Origin of the sequence: Wolbachia endosymbiont (group A) of Ischnus inquisitorius (genome assembly GCF_964026985.1) — a bacterium.
Taxonomy (GTDB): Bacteria; Pseudomonadota; Alphaproteobacteria; order Rickettsiales; family Anaplasmataceae; genus Wolbachia; species Wolbachia pipientis.
On the sequence record NZ_OZ034715.1, the window covers coordinates 242,733 to 264,895 of the forward strand.

Genomic DNA, 22,163 nt, shown 5'->3' on the forward strand with positions numbered 1-22,163 from the left:
TGTTGCAATGGTTTTTATTTCCATTGTCACTGAGATCACTATTAAAAAGTTGGCTAGCATTGACTCAGTATTTATTATAGAATTGGTTATTAACTTTACTTGTATGTATAAAATACTAATTTTACTGTTGATAGTGTTGCCACTTAGGTTGCTTGCAACCGAGATTGAAATTGTTGCAGATGTAAATGGTGAACCAATTTCAAATTTAGATATCGAAAAACGCATCAACTTTATAAATTCATTGTTTGGCACTCAAAGTGTTAATCAAAAAGAAGCAAAGCCTCAAGTGCTTAGGGAGCTAATAGACGAAATTATCATTATCAATGAAGCACAGAGGCTGAATATAAAATTGAGCAACGAGGAGTTAGATAATGCTATTATGTTATTTTTAACCCAAAGTTTTAAACTTAAGGCTAATGAAGTTGATCAATACATAGAGAAGCATAATATAGATCTTGGTATTTTAAGAAAACAAATAAAATGTCAGTTACTGTGGAGCAAAATTATTGAAGTAAGAATTGTGCCATTTATTAATATAAGCGATAAAGAAGTAGATGATGTAAAAAGGCAAACAGAAAAGCCGGATTATCTTATCACGTTCCAAGAGTTTATAATTCCTGATCAAAAAGACAAGGACGTTTATGGTATAGCTGAAGATTTAGTAAAAAAATTACGCAACAGTGATAACCCAGAATCTCCAATAAAGATGCGTAAAGCAACAGTTAATTTAAGTCAGCTAAAAGGAAAACTCAAGAGCGTTTTAGAAGGATTAGAAACCAGCGACATAGCAGGTCCATTCAGTTTCAGTGAAGGTTACTCCGTTATAAAAGTAATAGATAAAGTACAACTTAATCATGCACTGCTGGAAAGCACTTTAAAATTAAAACAGATTGTGGTTGAAGGTTCAGAAAGTTTATTAGATAATCTCAAGGAGCAAAAGGTCAGTTGTTTAAATTTTGATAAATTGGCAGATAATTTTAAGCTGCCAAACGCAAAAGAATTTGAAATAAAAATGCGAGATTTAAATCCTGATTTACAGATTTTATTTAGTAAAACAAGTGTGAATGAAATAGTAGAATTGAGAGAAAATGGCACTGCAAAGTTGATGATGTTGTGTGATATCAAGAGTAATGTAGCGGGTATAGAAGCAATCAAACAGAAAATGTACCAACAAAAGATTATGATACAAAGCAACTTGTTATTAGATGATATGCGTAAAAATGCAGCTATCAGTTATCGGTATAGTTGAAGTCAGAGAGTGTTCTTGTCTTTGTGTATAGAACTATATAAATTACTTTGTTCTATAAAATTTCAAAAAATTTGAACAAATGCAGTTAAAATAGCACATGAAGAATATAATGCTAATTGGTGGTGGAGTTGGAAATGCAGTGTTATTTTCGATAGGGAAGGCATGTCTTGAAAATAATAACAAGGTTTTGTACTTTGCTGGCTATAAGAAGTTAAGTGATGTATTTAAACGAGCACTGATAGAGCGTGCATCAAATGCAGTAGTTTGGGCATGTGAAGAAGGATTGATAGAAACAAGCAGAGATCAAGATAAATCCTTTCATGGTAATATAGTTGATGCAATAGTCTCTTATCAACAAGGAAGATTAGGTATTAATTTGAACGTTATAGATAAAATTATCACTATTGGTTCTGACAAAATGATGAAAGCTGTGAATGAAGCTAGAAAAACAATTTTAAAGCCATATCTGAAATCAGGCCACATAGCGATATCATCAGTTAATTCTCCTATGCAGTGTATGATGAAAGAAATCTGCGCTCAGTGTGTGCAGCAACATATAAATGCGAAAACAGGAGAAAGGAGTTTTGTTTATAGTTGCAGTAATCAAGACCAGGATATGGGGTGTGTTGACTTTGACTTTTTAAGTGAGCGCTTGAAGCAAAATAGTTTACAAGAAAAACTTACTGCAAAATGGATAGATCATGTTCAAAGATATTAAACAGCACAAAAAGGAAATAAGAGAGCAATATAGAGCTATAAGAAAAGATATTGATGAAAGTTATTCCAGTTATGCAGCAAATTCCCTTATTAATCTCTTTAATCAGAACTTAAGCTACGTTAAAGGCAAAACAATTGCGGCTTACATTCCAATGGATGGGGAAATAGATGTTGTGCCTTTGATGCATAGTTTACTCGATTTAGATTATAAAGTAGCAATTCCTAATAAAAATAAGTTACTAAAATTTGAGAAATGGAACGAAATAAATGAAGATGTAATTCCCGACACAATCATTACTCCTGTTATTGCTTTTGATGATCATTTTAATAGATTGGGTTTTGGCGGTGGTTGGTATGATACAATGATAGAAAAACTGCGGCCACTTGGAAAAATATTTATAGGTGTAGCCTATGAGAAACAATATTGTAAAGATTTACCTGTAGAAAAACATGATCAAAAATTGGATATTATAATCACTGAGATGTGTGTTAGATGTGGAAGTGGATTGCTCAAAAAAGTGGATAAAAAAGAATAGATCTCTACCTTTTCCATTCCCTCCCTCTCCAAGCCATCAGAGGGTTTTGGTTTCTCCTGTACTCGCTTGTTCAGAACTTGGACTATCTAATTGAGGAACTGGTGACTTCATTTGGTTAACTTTATCATTAACCATTTTTTCTACCTCCTCTATTTTACCCTCACCAATGGCCATAATTTTAGATTGAAATTTCTCCATAAGTTCCTCAAGTGCTTCCTTATCACTTTCATAAGTACTAGTACCTTTTTCTCTAAGCTTTTTCATGTCATCTTCTGAAAAATTTTGAATAGTTCCATTCTTTACTAACTCTTGTATAGCAGATCGCTGCCCTTCATTTTGAAGCATGCCTATGACCTTTGCTTTACTCTGGGCGTTTTTTATTTTTTCACCTTCTTCGGACATATTATAGCCTATAATCTCTTGAGCCAAACTGTTGTATAATTTACTAAAGTTATCTTTTTTTGGCCCAACCTCAGGCAATTTATCCCCTAAATTTTTAGATAAACTTTTCACTGCTTTTCCTGCATCAATCGCACCTTCTTTTATTTTTTCCCCTGCCTTTACTATACCTATTCCTGCATAACGTGCTCCAATACCTACAAGTGCTATTAATGTAGCAAGCACAATAAGTGGAGAAAATGCTGCTCCTAATACCATTACGGCAGAAGCTATTCCAATTTTTTTATTTGCAGATGCTGATTTAAAATAATTGACTAGATTGTCCAGTGGACCTTTATTATTATTTATAACATTACTTATTGCTTGCTGATTAACAGATTTTAGAGGTTGTCCGGAAACAAGTAAAAGGCTATAATATCTGAAATTTTAGTACGTGGTAAAGATGAGAAAAAAGTATCCAACAGATCTAAGCGAAAGGGAATGGGCAAGAATAGAAAAACACTTCAGAGTATCATACAAGAAAGGAGGAAGGCCGCAAAAGTATAGCAAAAAAGAAATATTAGAAGCAATTTTCTATGTATTGCGTACAGGGTGTCAATGGCGGTATTTACCAAATGATTTTCCGCTATGGAAGACTGTGTATGAGCAGTTCAGGCAATGGAAGAAGCAGGGAATTTTTGAGAAAATGAATTATGAAATTACAAAATATAGTAGAAGAAAAATAGGAAGGAATGAGCAGCCGAGTGCCTGTATAGTAGATAGTCAATCTGTAAAGACTACAGAAAAGGGGGGATCAAAGGCTATGATGGAAGTAAAAAAGTAAAGGGTAGAAAAAGGCATATAATTACAGACACTCAGGGTTTTATACTAGGTTGTTACGTAGGCGCTGCTAACGAAAATGATAGAGATGGTATTAAAATAGCATTAAACAATATGAGAACAAAATATACTAAAGTTAAAAAAATGTGGGCTGACATGGGATACCAAGGAAGAAATTTAAAGAATCACATAAAGGAAGAATATGACATAGATATTGAAATTGTTAAAAGGCCTCCATGTAGATTTTGGGTGCACAAAGATACGCCACCTGAGCTACTACCAACAAGAGAACAAGGGTTTAAAGTACAGCCAAGAAGATGGGTTGTAGAAAGGACTTTTGCTTGGGTTAATAGGAATAGAAGGCTATCGAAGGAGTATGATTTACTCACAACATCCACTGAGAATTTCATATACCTAGCTATGAGTAGGGTTATGTTAAAGAGGGAATATGCTTGAATTTACTAGTTTCCGGACAACCTCTTAACGCCTCTTCTATTATTTTTGAGTCAACATTTTCAGAAGTTAAACCTTCAAGCGCTTCTTCAATGAATTTTATAAATAATTCTTTGTTGACCTCCTTTTGCAAGCCTTGGTCATTAATCGCTAAACCTAAATCTTTGAGGTTCATCCCTTTAACTTGTTCTGATAGGGTTGTAAATAACTCTTTTTTCCCCTCTTGTGAGGATTGTGCAATACTTTCTATTATATCTGAAATAGCTTTTCTTAGTTCTGGATAGTCAGTGTCAAAAAACATACTATTGCTAGATTCCATATTCAGCTTCGTTGATTATAAATATGCCTAATTATACATACTAATCATTAATTATATTATAATTGATATAACATACCCCTTTCCAAATATAGAATTTGTATTAAAATATCTAGATTATATGAAATCAAGGTACTTTATGGGTGAAAAAAAATTAAAAGCTGCTGTGGTCTTATCAGGGTGTGGTCACCTTGACGGTGCAGAGGTAAGAGAAGCGGTTTTAAGTTTGCTTGTGCTTGATCAGCAGGAAGTGGATGTTAAATGCTTTGCACCTGATATCAATATCACACAAGTTATGAATCATAGAACAAAAGAGGCAACAAAAGAAAAAAGGAATGTACTTGTAGAAGCAGCAAGAATCGCAAGAGGCGAAATATATGACTTAAAAGAAGCCAAAGCTGAAAATTTTGACATGCTAGTTGTACCTGGTGGATACGGGGTTGCGAAAAATTTATCTGACTTAGCTGAAAGTAAAGACATGGTGACAGTAATGCCTGAATTTGAAAGATTAGTTTCAGAATTTTTTGTTACAAAAAAGCCAATAGGAGCGATATGCATATCTCCAGCCATCATTGTTTCAATTTTAAGTAGCAAGATAGGTAAAGAAGAAAGTAAGGTTAAGGTAACTATAGGAGATGACAGAGAACAGTTGATAGAAAGGCTTGGCGGCGAGCACATAAAATGCGATACAGAGTTATCAATAGAAGATGAAGAACATAATGTATTTTCCTGTTCTGCTTATATGCGTAGCGACGAAAGTACATACTCTGTATATCAAGGGATAAAGCATATGATTGACAGCATGGTAAAAAAGATTAACAAAAAAACTAAACAGCCATTCCTATAAGGTGTACTAAATAAGACTTCTCTATTAATCACACAATTAACTGTTGAATTTTACATTTCTAGCTGTATTATGGCTACGTAGCTAAAGTAACTTAGGTTTATCGACGCTTTACTACTTGTTAGCGGTGTGGTGTAGTGGCCATATATGTTTAGTTCTTTTTTTTAAGGTATTTTGTATGTCAGATCTTTTCTATATTGAAACTACGTGTTGTGTGGACGGTCAGTGTGATGTCTATACAGGGGAAGTGAGTTTTAATGATGTCATGTTAGGCAAGTTCAGTCTAAATTCGTGCAGCGGGAAAGAAGCTATGATAAATCTAGACATTATTACATTCGATATTAATATCGCTATTGATGGTCAAAATGGAAAGACAATAAAAAAAGACCTTAAAGGTCTTGAATTTGTAACTAAAGATGATGGTTCTTGGTATATTAATAAGGATTTTGGTGATGATAAATTTGAAGTTGTAGTAAAGCAATCATAATTTTACATCTCAGGTGTAACATTTAGTATAGGCGCTATTCTATTTATAATGTTCTTTACTATAGGCGCAGCAATTATTCCCCCGGTATGGTGCATCCCTTGAGGCTCATCAATAGCAATTAGCACTATGTACCTTGGGTCAAGCATAGTTAGCACTCCTATAAATGATGCTATGTTTGCATCTTTGCTATATTTACCATCTACAACTTTTTCCGCCGATCCAGTTTTTCCTCCTATTGAATATGCCTTTATTTTTGCTTTTCTGCCAGTGCCATCTGTTACTGCTGCACGTAATAATTTTCTCATTTCCCTGGAAGTTCTTCTTGAGATAATTTGCTCTCCTATACTTCTTTTATTCAACATCAAGGTTGCGTTATGAAATATCCCATTGTTGATTAATGCTGCTGCAGTTTGTGCAAGATGTATAGGAGTTACAGCTATGCCATAACCATAAGATGCTGTTATTAAAGTGTTTTCACTCCATTTATCCGGGATTATCGGTGTGGATTTTTCTGGTATTTCTATTTTCAAAGGAGAAAATAGCTTCATAGCTTTAAAGTATTCTACCTGTTTTTCAATACCTAGTTTGACTGCAATTTTTGCTGCACCAATGTTGGATGATTTTACAAATATATCTTGCACAGTAATTTTTGGAATTTTAGATTTATGAAAATCCTGAATTTTATACTTTCCAATGGTGATTGGTGTTGATACGTCATATAAATCGCTAGTTTTTGTAGCGTTCGCATCAAGCGCTGCGGCTATTGTAAAGTATTTTAATACCGACCCCATCTCATATACCCCAAGACTGGCGCGATTAAACTTTTGTACGTCTTCTGCCTTATTCTGTAAGTTGGGATTAAAATCAGGTAGGCTGACCATCGAGATAACTTCACTATTTCTCACATTTAAAACAATTCCTACTCCGCCAAGTGCCTGATATCTGCTTACAGCTTTAGTTAGCTCTTCATGCACTATGCTTTGCACTCGTGTATCTAAGGATAGTATTATGGGCTTTTCTTGCTCATTATTTTTACTTATATATGCCTCAACTCCTGCAATACCGTTGCCATCTATGTCAGTGTAACCAAGCACGTGTGAAAATAAATTACTGTGAGGATATATACGCTTTATGTCGTCATAAAAATTTACTCCTGGTACACCAGCGTTTTTGATCGCTAGTAATTCTTTTGGAGTCAAGTGCCGCTTTATCCAAGCAAATTTCTTTTCTGAAGTAAGTACTCTATATAAGTTCTTGTATTCGAGGTCATGCAAAGTAGAACACAGTTGTGCTGCTATACTTTCCGGATTCTTTACTTTGGTTGCATCTATATATAGTGATGTTGTGGGCACATTTGTTGCTATTACCACTCCATTTCTATCTAAAATATCAGGTTGTTTATGTACTATATTATCTTTTCTAAAATTTTCTGAAGTAGTAAGTTGATCAAATGTTAAAGAGAATATGCGAAAAATAATTATTATATAAAATATAAATAATGGTACTATAAAACACAGTGAGCGGAGCTTATTTTTAAGTAATGCTTGCATATTTACTTGATTTGACAAAAATGGAAATCATCTTAGCTGAACCACGAGGTTTTTGTGCCGGGGTAAAAAGAGCTGTGGACATATTAGCTATTACTTTAGAAAAATACAAAAACGAGCGCCAAGTTTATGTGCTACACGAAATTGTTCACAATAAATATATAGTAGAGGACTTTAAGAAACAAGGAGTGGTTTTTGTAAGCAGTATCGAGGAAATTGAAGATAATGAAGGAATACTGATCTTCAGCGCGCACGGAGTATCAAAAAATATAGAAGATGAGGCAAAAAGAAAGGGTATTCAAGTGATTGATGCAACATGTCCTTTAGTCAGCAAAGTGCATAAAGAAGCAAAAAGGTATGAAAACAGTGGTAAAGAATTAATTCTCATTGGGCATGAAAACCATCCAGAAGTTAAGGGAATTAGAGGAAGAGTAAACAATCCTATCATTTTAGTGCAAACTTTGCAGGATGTATATGATTTAAAGGTTAAAGATCCAGATAATTTGTCTTATGTTACACAAACTACGTTAAGCATCGACGATACTCGCGACATTATTGCTGCCCTGAAATTAAGGTTTCCAGGCATAACAGGTTCATATTTAAAGGACATATGCTATGCAACACAAAACAGACAAAATGCTGTTAAAAAGCTGGCTGAAATTGTAGACATGGTGTTAGTTGTAGGAAGTAAAAATAGCTCAAATTCAAACCGCTTATTAGATCTGTGCACTGCCAGAGGAAAAAGAGCCTACTTGATTGATAATTACAGCTGTGTGAATAAAAGCTGGTTTCAGGGCGTAGAAAAGATAGGGATCACTGCAGGTGCTTCCGCTCCTGACATATTAGTTGATGAATTAATAGACTACCTAAAAGTAAACCTGAGTGTAAAAATTTCAGTTATGCCAGGTGGTATTACTGAAAATGTTCAGTTTAAAATACCGAATCTGGTTTAAAACACAACTTATCTACTAAACTTCTCTTGAAATCACACAAACCAGCATCTATAGCTAAGACGTCATACCGCGATTCATTAAACTTCTTGCATAACCATATAACAAACTTTTATTGGGAATAGAAACGAAAAAACTTACTTGACACCCTTCGCCAGCGCCCTTATCATGATAGTGAAGCTATTGTATTTGCTTTCGCCAATCTGCAGATTAAAAGGTAAGGATTACTTAATGTATCGGCGTCTTATGTTCAATTTTTTGCAGTATATAGATACTGTATGTCTTTACAAAACTTCATCTACATCTAGATTTTTATCTAAATAAGCTGAACGCGCTTATAAAGCGTTACAAGACATCAAAAAATGCCAATACTCGACAGAGATAGTAAAAGACTAGCTAACTCGGGGATTCTTTGTCTTTTTTTCTGCTTAGTAAATTTCTTAAACATTTGCAGCGTAAGTTAGTTGCAATTAAAAGCGGCTGAATCTCGCTTGTCAAGCGTTTAAAACATAAAAAACGCCAATATTTTAAAGCGGATAATAACCCCAGGGCTTCTTTTGCCTTTTTTTTCGTTTGGTAAATTTCTTAATGTTTGTGGCTGAACGACAACCGTCATCCCGCTACTTGTTAGCGGGATCTCTTGTTAGCGGCTGAGATACCGCGAATGAATCGCGGTATGACGGTTCGCGGCGGCATGACGATAAGGTTTATACCTTGTCATCCCAGTGCCCAAACACTGGGATCCAGTTTTCTTTACAAATTCACCAAAAGTGTTTCATTCTATAACATAAAACCCATACTCACCAAATCCAATGCATTACTTGCAATTAAGTTTCCTGGATCCCAGTGTCTGGGCACTGGGATAACAAAGGAGGACGTTATTCCAGTGCCAAGCACTGACCATTTCTGGTCTCTTAAATTGCAACTAATCTAAGTATTAAAAAATTTACCAAGCGAAAAAAAAGGCAAAAAAAGCCCGATGGTTGGCTAGTTATAGCCTTTCTTATAATAGTCCGAATGCGATAAGATATGTGTTTATGGCTATAGCAGGCCAGTAGCATATTACGGTCTGTTCGGATTATTGTAAAAAGAGCTATACTTACATTATACTTTCAAGTATGGCGTTTTTTTATTCTAAACGCTTAATAACCGTGACTCAGCCGCTTTTAAGCCGCAACTAATCTAAATTATAAACGTTAAGAAATTTACTAAACAGAAAAAAAGGCAAAGAAACCCTAGGGTAGCTAATTATTCACTATCCATTTTTTAAGTTGGCGTTTTTTGATGTTTTAAATAGCGTATTTCAGCTTGTGTAGCTAGAAATTTGATAAAGACATGAGGTGCACATAGTGCAAAAAATTAAGCATGATTTACGCCAAATACATTAAGTTTTTTTGTCATTAATCCACTGCAGAGATTGCGAAGATAAATAAATAGCTTCAGTTTCATGATAAGGGGGCTGGCGAAGGGTGTCAAGGAAGTTTTTCGTTTCATCCAATGCGCTGCCAAAAGTTTGTTATGCAAGAGATCCCATAAATTGGGTGTCATAATAACTACACCCACATTAATTTTGGTGTACGTGACCTTGAAAGATCGTGATTCAATACTTAAATTATTAGGGTAGTAGGCAAATAATGGAGCTCAAAATGCATAATGTACAAGAAACTGAAAATTTAAAATTTGACGCTGAGGTAGGGAAAGTACTGAATATAGTGATTCATTCACTTTACACCAATAAAGACATTTTTCTGCGTGAATTAATATCAAATGCATCAGATGCATGTGATAAGTTGCGCTATGAATCTCAACTAAACCCTAATTTGCTAGATTTGAGTGACGAATTAAAAATCACTATCAGCTCCAATAAAGATAAGAACGAGCTATATATCACTGATAATGGCATTGGAATGAATAGACAGGATTTAATAGACAATCTTGGTACAATTGCAAGCTCTGGTACGCAAAAGTTCTTGGATGCGATTAAGAATAGCAAGGATTCAAGCCAAACTGTGGAGCTGATTGGGAAGTTTGGTGTTGGTTTTTACTCAAGCTTTATGGTTGCATCAGAAGTAATAGTAGAATCGAGAAAAGCTGGAGAAGAGGAGTCTTGGATCTGGCAATCCAAAGGGGATGGGGAATATTCAATCAGCAAGTCAGATAATCAAGTCCCTCGCGGAACCAAAATTACGCTCATTATGCATCCTGAAGAAAACGAGTTTTTAGATAAATTTCGTGTTGAAAATATTGTCACTACTTACTCTGATCACATAAATTTTCCTGCTGAATTTATAGACGAAGAAGGAAAAAGTGAAAAGTTAAACAGTAAGGCTGCAATTTGGACTAAGCCAAAAAATGACGTTACTCAAGAGGAGCACAACGATTTTTTCCGCAGTGTTGCTCACGTTGGCGGGGAGCCCTGGATGATATTGCATAATAAAAATGAAGGTGCAATAGAATATACAAATTTGCTTTATGTTCCTTCTATAAAACCTTTTGATTTATTCCATCCAGATAGACGTTGCTCTGTGAAGTTATATGTAAATAAAGTATTTATCACTGAAGATAACGTACAGATTATACCACAATACTTGCGTTTTCTGAAAGGCGTGGTTGATTCACCGGACTTGCCTCTTAATATCAGCAGAGAAACGCTGCAGAATAATCGTGTTGTTGAGCAGATCAGAAAATCTCTCACTAAGCGTGTGATATCAGAGCTCGGTAAAAAAGCAAAAGAGAATTTAGAGGAATATACAAAATTCTGGACCAATTTTGGTGCAGTTTTAAAGGAAGGTCTTTGTGAAGCTATGCCAACTGATGAGAGAGAAGCACTACTCTCAATTTGCAGATTTCATAGTACTGGTGATGAGAAATTAGTCAGCATTGATGACTATATAAGCAGAATGAAGCCTGAGCAGGAACATATCTATTATCTCACCGGAAATAGCCTCGATTCAATGAAAAACAGTCCGCAACTTGAGGGGTTCGTCAGTAAAGGGCTGGAGGTTCTTCTGTTCGTTGATCCAGTGGATGATTTCTGGACTAGTGTAATTCATGAATATAAAGATCAAAAGTTTAAGTCTGTGACTCGCGCTGATGTTGATTTGGAAAAATTCTCTTCAGAAGAAGATAAGAAAAATGAAGAAAACAAATCGAATGAAGAAAAAACTGAGGAAACTATATTGCAATATTTTACCACAGTGCTTGGAGATTCAGTAAAAAGCGTAAAAATTTCCAAAAAATTGACTGATAGTCCCGTATGCCTAGCGGTTGATGAAGGTGCTATGGATCTTCGCATGGAGCGTTTTTTGCGTGAACAAAAGCAGCTAAATTACCGCACGCCAAAGGTGCTTGAAATTAACACTAAGCATCCTGCAATAAAGAGTATAATGAAATCTTATGCTGAAAGTGGTGAAAACCCAACATTGGAGGACATGGTTCACTTATTGTTTTACCAAGCTTGCATCGTGGAAGGCGAAGAGATGGATGACGCGAGCAGCTTTGCTAAGAGACTGAATAATTTGCTTGGCAAGATTTCTGTTTAATGCTATACTTAGTTTAGTTATTAATTAGGGGTAAAACATGTTTGGTCCAGGTTTTAGAGACTTTGTATCACAGGATACAACTTCACATGGCCAATCAAATCCTGAAAGATTAATCAAAAGTTGGCATGGTTTTGAAAAACCAGATTCTGAAGATTCAGGTATTGAAGAAGAGTTTGAAGTTTTAGAGGTTGTCCGGAAACTAGTAAATTCAAGCATATTCCCTCTTTAACATAACCCTACTCATAGCTAGGTATATGAAATTCTCAGTGGATGTTGTGAGTAAATCATACTCCTTCGATAGCCTTCTATTCCTATTAACCCAAGCAAAAGTCCTTTCTACAACCCATCTTCTTGGCTGTACTTTAAACCCTTGTTCTCTTGTTGGTAGTAGCTCAGGTGGCGTATCTTTGTGCACCCAAAATCTACATGGAGGCCTTTTAACAATTTCAATATCTATGTCATATTCTTCCTTTATGTGATTCTTTAAATTTCTTCCTTGGTATCCCATGTCAGCCCACATTTTTTTAACTTTAGTATATTTTGTTCTCATATTGTTTAATGCTATTTTAATACCATCTCTATCATTTTCGTTAGCAGCGCCTACGTAACAACCTAGTATAAAACCCTGAGTGTCTGTAATTATATGCCTTTTTCTACCCTTTACTTTTTTACTTCCATCATAGCCTTTGATCCCCCCTTTTCTGTAGTCTTTACAGATTGACTATCTACTATACAGGCACTCGGCTGCTCATTCCTTCCTATTTTTCTTCTACTATATTTTGTAATTTCATAATTCATTTTCTCAAAAATTCCCTGCTTCTTCCATTGCCTGAACTGCTCATACACAGTCTTCCATAGCGGAAAATCATTTGGTAAATACCGCCATTGACACCCTGTACGCAATACATAGAAAATTGCTTCTAATATTTCTTTTTTGCTATACTTTTGCGGCCTTCCTCCTTTCTTGTATGATACTCTGAAGTGTTTTTCTATTCTTGCCCATTCCCTTTCGCTTAGATCTGTTGGATACTTTTTTCTCATCTTTACCCCGTACTAAAATTTCAGATATTATAGCCTTTTACTTGTTTCCGGACAACCTCTTAGATAGCGAAAGTCAAGAGATACCAGCTACTCCATGCAGTACATTCCCTGAAGATCTAAGTTTAGAGAATGCAATACTTGCAAACTTTCCTGATGGTTGTGATAGGTCGTTTACTGTAGAGTTAAAAGATGAAGATTCATATGGTATCATTCCTAAAAACTTAACTTTTGCTGAGATTATAAATATCTTAAATCAAGCTATACAAGAAGATAATTGTGAAGAATTAGACAAGGTTGTACAAAATATTGAAGATTATGAAGGCAGGTCTATTACGCTGGATAATGAAAATCTCAAAGATTTCTGTTCAAATCAACTTAATTTGGAGTTACAAAACGGAAGCAACCATCAACATATATATTCAAATGTACTATCACAATATAAATTTGATCAAGAGGGTTTCAAGTATGATTATTCAGTAAAAGAATTGGTACTATTGGCAATTGCAGCTAATGACAAGCTAGTAGAGCAATATCAGGATTTTCTTTTTGCTGAAGGAAATTTAAGTCTTTTACCTGTACTTGTTGGTGGTCAAGAATACGTTAAAGCTTTTATAGGAAGATTCCATGATACTGATGGGATTTATGATAAATTAAAAGATCAATCCATACAACTTGGCCAATCCAATAAGATTGGCTTTTTCTCAGTTATAGCATTAAGAAAAGAGCAAGAATTATTAAATGCAGTTTTTGTCGAATACGTTTTAAGAGATTTTGGACAGGTGTTAAAAACAAGTAAACCTGATCCTTTGTATGGTGTGCTTGAAACAGCGTCTCTGATCAAAAATGAAGAATTCATCACGATAGTGCTAGATGCATTTGAAAGATATATTAATGAGCTAACTAAAAAAGCCTCAACAGAAGAGTTATTAAAAAAGAGCTTTGCTACCTTGTTAGAAACTGCGATAAGCCAGGAACACACATCTGTCATTGAATACCTGTGCAAACGATACACTAATAGTGCAGATCGTGCCATTTACGATGTATATGAACAAGCATTTGCAGATGATAAAGTTATTACAATACTAAGGCAACAAATCCTGAAAAACATAGGAGCTCGTGGCAGAAAAGAAATTTATGATTTAATTCTGAAAACTGCATTGGATGCTGGTAATATTGCATTTATCGAGCACTTGTGTGAAAAATGTGCTAAATGCAGCAATGATGTTATTAATTATCTTGATCATAAATCTAAAAACAACGAGTTTGATGAAATATATGAATCAATTCTGATTGCATTGTCTAATACTGAAAGTCAAGACATTATAGTCAGTGTTCTAGCTCATGTTCAAATTTATCAAAGCATACTCAATAATAAACAGCAAGTAGTCAGGCAAACCATACAAAATATACTGAGAAATGCAATAAAAGAAGCTAGTTATGGAGTTGTTGTACCCTTATGTCAGCATGTTGACCTAAAATTCGCAGCTCTTCAGGCAATATGCAAGGAAGAATTTGAGAAAGCTTTACCAGTAGTTGCAGAACAGCTTGAAAAAATAAGTATGGAACTTTCTCCAAGTATGACTCGTAATGAGTATCAAAAAAATAGAGATACTTTGAGTCATCTATATCTAATTAGAAATTTGTTAGAAAGTAGTAAATTAATCAATACTTCCAGTAAAGCAAATATACAGACACAAGCGAATACACAAGTTAATAAAAGAAGCAGCAGTGATAATGCAGTATCACCTGTTATAAAAGGCGATACGGCTGTAGTAAATGAAGAGAATAACAATCAACCAAGCAGTCAAAGAAACCCAAAATCCAAAAGTGCTGGCAGTCAACAGACAGAAAAAAATGTTCTTGCAGGGGAGGAAGAAAATGCTATCTTAAATAACACAGGGGTTTCAACGCAGGAGCCTTTAATTAATAATTTTGAGGAGGGTGAAATCAAAAAAGGCAGCGGAAAAAAAGGTGTTAAGCAACTTGCCAGTCCTGTTAAGAAAAAGATTGATGGACTTATAAGCAAAACCAGTACTAACTCAAGAGAAGAACTCGAAAATATTCTAAAAAGTAACTCTCCTACTCTTGTACCACAATATGTAAAAAATAAAGACGGTCCCTTTAAGGGTAAAGTAGAAGAAATTAAAAAAGAAATTAAAAACCATAATACAAAACAAGGTAATGTTAATATTTCACTGAACAACGATTTGCCAAATTCAGGAGACCAATTTACAAGTTCTAATAATACCGGAAGCAATAGTACACTTACCACAACTCCAGAAATTACGGGTTGTGAAAAGAAGTTGGGGGTAAGTGAAGTTTCTTCGAATGCTGACAATGTGTCTACAATTGGAGGTGTTATTAACAGTAAGGAAAAGCCTGCAGCAGTAGAAAAAACTAGTGCTATAAACAATCAATCAACCTCTATTACTGCAACACAAAATACGCAAAAGAGTAAGTGGCCTACCATAGCTACATGGACGTTAGCAGTAGCTGGAGTTGTTTCAGGAGTAGCTATTGCAGTTTATTTGGAAATGCTAGCTGCAGGAATAGCAGTTGGAGCTTGTTGTCTGGTTGCCGCTGTAATTATATACTACTGTACACCTAAAAGCCAAGTTGAAAACAACGAGGTTGAAAAATCTTTCAACACGGGGAAAGTACCTACTGCCGTACATGTATAATAAATATAGTAGTTTACCATTTAATAATTTATTATAATTATGTTAATTATCGGTAAATAAGGACTTGGTAAACTACGAAGAAATATTCTTGAATAAAATAAAAGATATAAAAGATGAGGGGCGCTACCGTGAATTTACGCACTTTGCGTCATTACCAGGTAGGCTCCCCCACATTATGGACTATGAAAGAAATAGGGAAGTAATAGTCTGGTGCAGTAATAACTATTTGGGAATGTCACAAAATGAGAGTGTAATTGCCGCTATCCAAAATTCATCTGTTGGTGCTGGAGGAACAAGAAATATATCTGGTACAACAAAAGAGGTTGTTGAACTTGAAAAATCCTTAGCTTGTTTGCATAAAAAAGAGGCTGCTTTAACTTTTGCTTGTGGCTACCTCGCTAACCAGACAACACTTAGCACTTTATCGTCTGTTATTCCGGGCGTAGTAATTTTTTCAGACGAGAAGAACCATTCTTCGATGATAGAAGGCATAAAATCAGGAAAAAGGCCAAAACATATATTTAAACACAATGATGTTAATCATCTAGAGCAGCTACTTAAGTCTATAGACAAAAAGACACCAAAAATCATAGTACTTGAATCCGTATATTCAATGGATGGTGATGTAGCTCCGCTTAAAGAAATATGCGACCTGGCAGATCAACATAATGCAATTACCTATTTGGATGAGGTGCACGCAGTTGGTATGTATGGTTCACATGGTGGCGGAATTGCAGAAAGAGAAGGTCTGATGGATAGAATAACCGTTATTCAAGGTACACTATCAAAGGCTTTTGGAGTGATGGGTGGGTATATAGCGTCTTCAAAGAGCTTGGTAGATGTAATAAGAAGTTCCGCTCCAGGATTTATTTTTACCACTGCTATGTCGCCTGTTTTAGCAGCGGCAGCAAAGGCAAGCGTTGAGCACCTAAAATCGAGCAACATTGAAAGGGAAAAGCAAAAGCAAGTCGTTGAAAAAGTAAAAAACTCACTGAGAAATGCAGGAATTAACTTCATTCCAACAGAAACTCATATAATTCCAATAATAATTGGCAACTCAGAGTTATCCAAAAAAGCATCAAAATTATTATTTGATGAGTATGGAATATATGTTCAACATATAAATTACCCGACAGTTCCAAGAGGAACTGAGCGTTTCCGTATTACCCCTACACCTTATCATACCGATGAAATGATAGAGCATTTAACAGAATCTCTTGTAAAAGTTTTCGAAAAGTTGTCTATCTCTGTAGCCTGTTTATGCTATAGCTAGTACAGCCCTACGTCATACCGCGATTTATTCGCGGTATCTCAGCATGGATTCCGCTAACAAGTAGCGGAATGACGAGTTTTACGCTTATCAAATTGTAGGTAAACATAAATTACTTTAGCTATAGTTTTATATCTCCAGCAATGATTAGCCCGTTGTCTTCCGTTAGCCTTCCACCGCTTTCTTGCAGAAAAAGTCTACCGAGCAAGGCTTTATATTTGTTAACTCCAGAGTAAATTATTCCACTGTGCCTTCCTGCCGCAAGGTATGCAAAGCCTAAAATTGTTGAACCTATGGAGCGTACATTACTATTGCCAGGCAGCAATTTATTTAACAAATTACCACTTACATCTATTAGACCCCCTTCACGGCTTTTCACTCGCATTTTTACATGACGAGATCTAAAATCCTCAAGAAAAGCACCTTTCTTTTCTTCTGCCCAAAAAGTTTCTCTAAGAGCCGGAGCATCAATTACAGCTGCCACAACTTTATTTTTATGAATGAGACAGACTGATACTGCAAAATAAACCATGCAACTAGAAAAGTTCTCCCTGCCCTCTATAGGCATAATAAACCAGGTATAAGTGTTATCTTTTACTTCTTGATCAGTATCATCTTCAAAAATAAAACCATAGTCTCGTTTGTAGTCGTGCAAGCAATCGTATATGGTTTGCTTGGATTTTGAATAAGTTTTATTAATAAAGTCTGCTGATTTAACATTAGAAATTTGCAATTCATTAAAATCGCGCATAAGCTGCTTGGAAGCATTACGCACAGAATCAAGCATCACATTAATTCGTGGTGATGAGAGGGACATTCTTCCTTTTACTCTTTCACTCTTTCATAATAGCTGTCACCTGGAGTATATACTACAATTTTATCCTCTTCTTTTATAAATTGAGGCACGTTAACGCGCATTCCGTTTTCCAAAATTGCAGGCTTATAAGAAGCAGTAGCAGTTTGTCCTTTAATAACAGACTCTGTTTCTTTCACAGCAAGTGTAACATAATCAGGCACATGCGCAGAAATTATTTTGTCTTGATAAGCTACAACTTTAATTTTCATGTTATCCTGTAAATAAATTTTTTTTTCTCCCAATAAGTCCAAATTTATAGTGATTTGCTCGTAATTACTTGGATGCATAAGATTTACAATGTTTCCTTCAGTGAAAAGGTAAACATATTCCTCTTCATCTAAAATTGCCCTTCTGATTGTTGCATCAGAACGAAATCTTTCATAGTGTTTTGCTCCGGTTTTGATGTTTTTCATTTCGGCTTGTATGTATGCACCACCTTTACCAGGTTGAGTATGCATAATACCTACAACCAAAAATAATCCGCCGTTATGTTCCAACACCTGACCTGGTCTGATATCGTTAGCTCTTTCTGCCATAATTACATTTTCAATTTGATCTTATAATTATAAATAGCTTTATATAAATATCAAAGTCTTTATTAGTCAATAAATTCTGGTATATTTAATACTATATACCTCCCCTTTATATTTATATGTGGAAATATCTCTTTAGTGAAAGACAGCATAATACGTTTTTTTGTGCTGATAACTAAAATTTCTAATATATCCCCTGAGCCGAAATTATACACAGATTTTACATAGCCATATAATTCATTACTTTTCAGCCTTACTTCCATATCTACAAGGTCACTTTGGTAAAATTCATCCTCATCATTTAGCTCTGGTAACTTGCTTCTTTCTATATATAGCTTCTTATTCCTTAAAAGCTCTGCTTCATTACGGGAATTTACTCCGCTTATTGTAGCTATTACTAAATTATCACCTATGACGGATACTGAGTCTATTTTATAATTCTCATCACCACTTATTAGCTTACCATATAAGGAGATATTTTCAGGCTTTTCAGTAAAGGTTTTTACTTTAACAGCTCCTTTAATTCCGTGAGGAGAGGTAATAATTCCTAAGCATACCAGATTGTCGTTCATATTAATGCAAGTATCTAATCAGAAGATTTCTCAGATAAATATTGAGTCAAAATCTCGATGCCTTCATCAATCTCTTTTTCAGTGATAATGAGTGGAGGTAAAATTCTCACAACGTTATCTGATGTTACCCCAACAGTAAGCAAGCCGCGATGACTTAACTCTTCTGCAAACTTTTGATTGTCTGCTTTCACTTTTATTCCAAGCATTAACCCTTTCCCTCTTACTTCCTCTATTATTGGAAATTTACTTGCTAAGTCTTCTAGTTTATTTTTTAAGTATTTACCTCTAATTTCAACATTTTTCAAAAAGCCGGGGCTGAGCAATTCTTCGAGCACAGCATTACCTACTGAGGTTGCAAGCGGATTGCCACCAAAAGTGGAACCGTGCATACCAACTGCCATATATTTAGCAGCCTTTTCAGTTGCAAGACAAGCCCCCAGCGGAAACCCCCCGCCTATTCCCTTTGCAAGAGCACATATATCAGGTTCCACTCCTATATGTTCGTATGCGAATAATTTTCCTGTCCTACCAGCCCCGCATTGTACGCAATCAAAAAATAACAATATGTCATTTTCATCACACAGCCTTCTTAGTTCTTTCATAAAGACTTCATTCATTACTTTGATACCACCTTGCCCTTGTATTGGTTCTATTAATATAACGCCTATACCACTTGAAATTGCTTTCTTTACGCTCTCAATATTGGGCTCGATGTTATCACACCAATCAATGTAGGGATTTAGTAATTCAGAAAATTTCTGTTTATCGTTTGTAGCACAAGTTAAAAAGGTTCTTCCATGAAATGCACCATGAAATGTTAAAATTCTGTGACGATTTTTATTGCCTTTTCCATTTTGATAGATCCTAGCAATCTTAAGTCCACATTCTACTGCCTCTGATCCAGAATTTGAGAAAAATACAGTGTCAGCGAAACTATTGTTTATTAATTTTTCTGCAAAATTATTGGCAGCAGGTATATTATAGGTATTTGATATATGCCATAATTTTTCTCCTTGCAATTTAAGAGCACTAATTAATCGCGAATTAGTGTGACCTAAGCTACTAACGGCTATTCCGGAGTGAAAATCTACGTAGCGCTCACCATCAACATCATATAGGTAGATACCTTTGCCATGAGAAAAATTTATATTAACAGGAGAATAAACTGGCAAAATAGGAGAAATTGTCATAAAATATTATATGCTAAATTTTATTATTAATAACATAAAAACCGTTGTTTCACAATAAGAAGGATATGTATAAGCTAGGTAAATTGATGTTTTCTGCGTTGAAGAAAAACAAATACACAAAAGTTATTGTATTACTCTCATCGATCTTTATGATTTTATTCAGTGTGATATATTGTAATCATTTACTAAGGAGTAATTTCCTTTCTTCTTACCGTGATTCAAGTGTAAACTTAAAAAGCGTACTGGAAAATGGCATAATAAAAAAATACCATTATTTACTAATAGAAAAGCATCACATTAAATACAAAAATTTTGACTACATAAACCAACTAGTAAAACTACGTGCTGAATTATTACAATCAGTGAGCAAAGTAAAGGATTTCAGCTTAATACTGTATGATCAAAACGGCAGAATAATATTCAGTAATTTTAACACTCAAGATTATGATTATGAACAGTTACTTACAAACGATGAAATTGATAAACTATTAAGTAACCAAGAAATATTTTATACTACAGGAAATACATTAACTTCTATTTTCCCTATATTCCATGAAAATAGCGTTAAACCGTCGTTTTTTTTGAAGATTCTTCGAAACTACAATAATTCTTATGTTATAGCATATGGCCTGTTTTTAACATTTTTGGGCCTATTATTAATAATCTTAATATTAATAATGTTCTATTTGCACTTTTCTAATACCCAAATGCTAGCCAAGCAACATAAAACTAACATTGAATTACAGCAGATAAAAGAGACATTAGAGCAAGAAAATGCAAACAAGCTAAAGTTTTTTGCAAGCGTTACACATGAATTACGCACACCTCTTAATGCTATTATTGGATTTGCGGAGTTGATCAAAAATAAAACTTTAGGTTCAATGGATAATTCTCAATACAAGGAGTATGCAGACGATATATATAATGCAGGAACACACTTACTTACCTTAATTAATGATGTGCTCGATTTTTCTAAAGCTGAATCAAGTAGTTTAACAGTAGAAAAAGTGAAGTTTAACCTGAACAAAATAATGGATTCATGCGTAAATATGCTATTACCTAAATTAAAAGAAGCCGGGATTAATTTAAAAAAAGAGATGACTAATAAACAATTATTAGTCATTGCAGATCCCAAGAGAATGAAACAAGTTATAATAAATTTATTATCAAACTCAATCAAGTTTACTCCCAAAGATGGTTTAATAAGAATGGTGATAAAAGAAAATATAGAAAAAAACTTATTAACTATTGAGTTTCATGACAATGGAATAGGAATAATGCAGCAGGACATATATAAAGTTATGTCTGTTTTTGGCCAAGCAGATTCGGGGTATAGAAACGAAGGTACGGGCATCGGATTGCCGCTAAGCAAGAAATTAGTAGAGTTAATGGGTGGAACTTTTGACATTAAAAGTGAAGCAAAACTTGGTACTACGATAACATTGAACTTCTTTTATGAAGAACAAACATGTGAAGATTCGATTGATTTTTAATAGGATCTATTTGATATGGCCTTACATCAGACGAAAACCACACTTTATCAAAAGCGGCAAGCCGAGAAGGTAGGCAGAAATTCATCAATAAGCCCCCATCAAGAATCTTATCTGTTAGCTATATATAAAATTTGATACTCTGACTACAATATACTACTATAGATGGAAGTGTTATTAATGGAGCAAGGTATGGAATTAGCAGTAGGAAATAATGCACCCGATTTTAGCTTGCCAGCAGATTCTGGTGAAAATTTATCACTGAGTGAATTTTTTGATAAAAAAAATGTAGTTCTTTATTTTTATCCTAAAGACGATACTCCGGGTTGTACAATGGAGGCAAAAGGCTTTAGAGATAAAATAGATGATTTTTCTTTCCTTGACACAGTGATAATTGGTGTATCAAAAGATAGTGTTAAGTGTCACACTAACTTCAAAGCAAAATATTCTCTGCCGTTTTCTTTAGTTTCTGATGAGAATGCTGAAATGTTGGGAAAATATGGTGTTTGGGTAGAGAAAAGTATGTTTGGCAAAAAGTATATGGGAATAGAACGCACTACTTTTTTAATAGATAAAAAAGGTAAAATAGTGAAGATCTGGAAAAATGTAAAAGTTAGTGGACATGTTGATGAGGTTCTGGAAGAAGTAAAGAGAATATAAACTAAAGAATA

Annotated in this window: 22 protein-coding genes and 1 pseudogene; 14 read left to right on the forward strand and 9 right to left on the reverse strand. The window is 34.6% G+C overall.

Annotated features, from left to right (window positions below; genetic code table 11):
• Nucleotides 1-103 precede the first annotated feature (103 nt).
• From AAGD90_RS01310 to AAGD90_RS01320, 3 genes are all read left to right on the forward strand, one after another.
• Nucleotides 104-1,249, forward strand: a complete 1,146-nt coding sequence (locus tag AAGD90_RS01310) for a SurA N-terminal domain-containing protein (protein WP_095742874.1) — start codon at nucleotides 104-106, stop codon at nucleotides 1,247-1,249.
• A gap of 97 nt (nucleotides 1,250-1,346) precedes the next feature.
• Complete coding sequence (locus tag AAGD90_RS01315) at nucleotides 1,347-1,967, forward strand: hypothetical protein (protein WP_006279429.1); 621 nt, start codon at nucleotides 1,347-1,349, stop codon at nucleotides 1,965-1,967.
• Nucleotides 1,951-2,502, forward strand: coding sequence for a 5-formyltetrahydrofolate cyclo-ligase (locus tag AAGD90_RS01320; protein ID WP_341822001.1), 552 nt, complete (start codon nucleotides 1,951-1,953; stop codon nucleotides 2,500-2,502). Before AAGD90_RS01315 ends, AAGD90_RS01320 begins: the two co-directional genes overlap by 17 nt.
• Before the next feature lie 36 nt (nucleotides 2,503-2,538).
• Here the strand turns inward: AAGD90_RS01320 and AAGD90_RS01325 are convergent, their stop codons facing one another.
• Nucleotides 2,539-3,159, reverse strand: a complete 621-nt coding sequence (locus AAGD90_RS01325; protein ID WP_274999516.1) for a hypothetical protein — start codon at nucleotides 3,157-3,159, stop codon at nucleotides 2,539-2,541.
• Between the two features lie 184 nt (nucleotides 3,160-3,343).
• Here AAGD90_RS01325 and AAGD90_RS01330 point away from each other — a divergent pair.
• Nucleotides 3,344-4,176: pseudogene (locus AAGD90_RS01330) on the forward strand (IS5 family transposase).
• Here AAGD90_RS01330 and AAGD90_RS01335 read toward each other — a convergent pair.
• Nucleotides 4,151-4,492: a hypothetical protein gene (locus tag AAGD90_RS01335; RefSeq protein ID WP_274999212.1), complete on the reverse strand. Its 342-nt coding sequence runs from the start codon at nucleotides 4,490-4,492 to the stop codon at nucleotides 4,151-4,153. The pseudogene AAGD90_RS01330 and the gene AAGD90_RS01335 sit on opposite strands and share 26 nt — an antisense overlap.
• A 136-nt stretch (nucleotides 4,493-4,628) precedes the next feature.
• On the opposite strand from AAGD90_RS01335, the gene elbB reads away from it, so the two are divergent.
• Together elbB and AAGD90_RS01345 are read left to right on the forward strand one after the other, a co-directional pair.
• Complete coding sequence (gene elbB / locus AAGD90_RS01340) at nucleotides 4,629-5,336, forward strand: isoprenoid biosynthesis glyoxalase ElbB (protein WP_022626165.1); 708 nt, start codon at nucleotides 4,629-4,631, stop codon at nucleotides 5,334-5,336.
• A gap of 175 nt (nucleotides 5,337-5,511) precedes the next feature.
• Nucleotides 5,512-5,820, forward strand: coding sequence for a hypothetical protein (locus AAGD90_RS01345; protein ID WP_010081942.1), 309 nt, complete (start codon nucleotides 5,512-5,514; stop codon nucleotides 5,818-5,820).
• Between the two features lie 2 nt (nucleotides 5,821-5,822).
• Here the strand turns inward: AAGD90_RS01345 and AAGD90_RS01350 are convergent, their stop codons facing one another.
• Nucleotides 5,823-7,370, reverse strand: a complete 1,548-nt coding sequence (locus AAGD90_RS01350; protein WP_151807547.1) for a peptidoglycan D,D-transpeptidase FtsI family protein — start codon at nucleotides 7,368-7,370, stop codon at nucleotides 5,823-5,825.
• 20 nt (nucleotides 7,371-7,390) lie between these two features.
• Here AAGD90_RS01350 and ispH point away from each other — a divergent pair, with 20 nt between their 5' ends.
• On the forward strand, nucleotides 7,391-8,320 hold the full coding sequence (ispH, locus tag AAGD90_RS01355; RefSeq protein WP_341822166.1) for a 4-hydroxy-3-methylbut-2-enyl diphosphate reductase: 930 nt from the start codon (nucleotides 7,391-7,393) through the stop codon (nucleotides 8,318-8,320).
• 637 nt (nucleotides 8,321-8,957) lie between these two features.
• On the forward strand, nucleotides 8,958-9,251 hold the full coding sequence (locus tag AAGD90_RS01360) for a hypothetical protein (protein WP_244226830.1): 294 nt from the start codon (nucleotides 8,958-8,960) through the stop codon (nucleotides 9,249-9,251).
• Here the strand turns inward: AAGD90_RS01360 and AAGD90_RS01365 are convergent.
• Nucleotides 9,232-9,378 carry a hypothetical protein gene (locus tag AAGD90_RS01365; protein WP_182309694.1) on the reverse strand — a complete coding sequence of 49 codons (147 nt, stop codon included), beginning with the start codon at nucleotides 9,376-9,378 and terminating at the stop codon, nucleotides 9,232-9,234. The two genes, AAGD90_RS01360 and AAGD90_RS01365, sit on opposite strands and share 20 nt — an antisense overlap.
• Before the next feature lie 585 nt (nucleotides 9,379-9,963).
• Between AAGD90_RS01365 and htpG the strand changes: the two genes are divergently transcribed.
• The gene (gene htpG / locus AAGD90_RS01370) at nucleotides 9,964-11,859 is read left to right on the forward strand and encodes a molecular chaperone HtpG (protein WP_341822002.1); all 1,896 of its coding nucleotides are present in this window, start codon (nucleotides 9,964-9,966) and stop codon (nucleotides 11,857-11,859) included.
• Nucleotides 11,860-11,896: 37 nt separating this feature from the next.
• Nucleotides 11,897-12,088: a hypothetical protein gene (locus AAGD90_RS01375; RefSeq protein WP_341822003.1), complete on the forward strand. Its 192-nt coding sequence runs from the start codon at nucleotides 11,897-11,899 to the stop codon at nucleotides 12,086-12,088.
• Here the strand turns inward: AAGD90_RS01375 and AAGD90_RS01380 are convergent.
• Nucleotides 12,068-12,900 (reverse strand): IS5-like element ISWpi1 family transposase gene (locus AAGD90_RS01380; protein WP_341821644.1). Its coding sequence is split into 2 segments (ribosomal slippage): nucleotides 12,068-12,531 and nucleotides 12,531-12,900, totalling 834 coding nucleotides; the frame shifts between segments, so codons are not numbered across the junction. The two genes, AAGD90_RS01375 and AAGD90_RS01380, sit on opposite strands and share 21 nt — an antisense overlap.
• On the opposite strand from AAGD90_RS01380, the gene AAGD90_RS01385 reads away from it, so the two are divergent.
• Both AAGD90_RS01385 and hemA read left to right on the forward strand, forming a co-directional pair.
• Nucleotides 12,882-15,581, forward strand: a complete 2,700-nt coding sequence (locus AAGD90_RS01385; RefSeq protein WP_341822004.1) for a hypothetical protein — start codon at nucleotides 12,882-12,884, stop codon at nucleotides 15,579-15,581. The two genes, AAGD90_RS01380 and AAGD90_RS01385, sit on opposite strands and share 19 nt — an antisense overlap.
• Before the next feature lie 64 nt (nucleotides 15,582-15,645).
• Nucleotides 15,646-16,854, forward strand: a complete 1,209-nt coding sequence (hemA, locus tag AAGD90_RS01390) for a 5-aminolevulinate synthase (protein WP_264373642.1) — start codon at nucleotides 15,646-15,648, stop codon at nucleotides 16,852-16,854.
• A 118-nt stretch (nucleotides 16,855-16,972) separates the two neighbouring features.
• Here hemA and AAGD90_RS01395 read toward each other — a convergent pair whose 3' ends face one another.
• The 4 genes from AAGD90_RS01395 to AAGD90_RS01410 all read right to left on the reverse strand — a co-directional run bounded on the left by AAGD90_RS01395 (nucleotide 16,973) and on the right by AAGD90_RS01410 (nucleotide 20,002).
• Nucleotides 16,973-17,668: an inositol monophosphatase family protein gene (locus AAGD90_RS01395; RefSeq protein ID WP_006279720.1), complete on the reverse strand. Its 696-nt coding sequence runs from the start codon at nucleotides 17,666-17,668 to the stop codon at nucleotides 16,973-16,975.
• Nucleotides 17,669-17,676: 8 nt separating this feature from the next.
• Complete coding sequence (gene efp / locus AAGD90_RS01400; protein ID WP_006279719.1) at nucleotides 17,677-18,243, reverse strand: elongation factor P; 567 nt, start codon at nucleotides 18,241-18,243, stop codon at nucleotides 17,677-17,679.
• A 62-nt stretch (nucleotides 18,244-18,305) separates the two neighbouring features.
• Entirely contained in the window at nucleotides 18,306-18,812 is a 507-nt protein-coding gene (gene rimM, locus AAGD90_RS01405) for a ribosome maturation factor RimM (RefSeq protein WP_006279718.1), read from the reverse strand.
• Nucleotides 18,813-18,826: 14 nt separating this feature from the next.
• Nucleotides 18,827-20,002, reverse strand: a complete 1,176-nt coding sequence (locus AAGD90_RS01410) for an aspartate aminotransferase family protein (protein ID WP_065094478.1) — start codon at nucleotides 20,000-20,002, stop codon at nucleotides 18,827-18,829.
• Between the two features lie 65 nt (nucleotides 20,003-20,067).
• Between AAGD90_RS01410 and AAGD90_RS01415 the strand changes: the two genes are divergently transcribed.
• Nucleotides 20,068-21,495 (forward strand): sensor histidine kinase, encoded by a 1,428-nt coding sequence (locus AAGD90_RS01415; protein ID WP_209473279.1) that lies wholly within the window; start codon nucleotides 20,068-20,070, stop codon nucleotides 21,493-21,495.
• 189 nt (nucleotides 21,496-21,684) lie between these two features.
• Nucleotides 21,685-22,152 (forward strand): thioredoxin-dependent thiol peroxidase, encoded by a 468-nt coding sequence (gene bcp, locus AAGD90_RS01420; RefSeq protein WP_010963157.1) that lies wholly within the window; start codon nucleotides 21,685-21,687, stop codon nucleotides 22,150-22,152.
• Nucleotides 22,153-22,163: the final 11 nt, after the last annotated feature.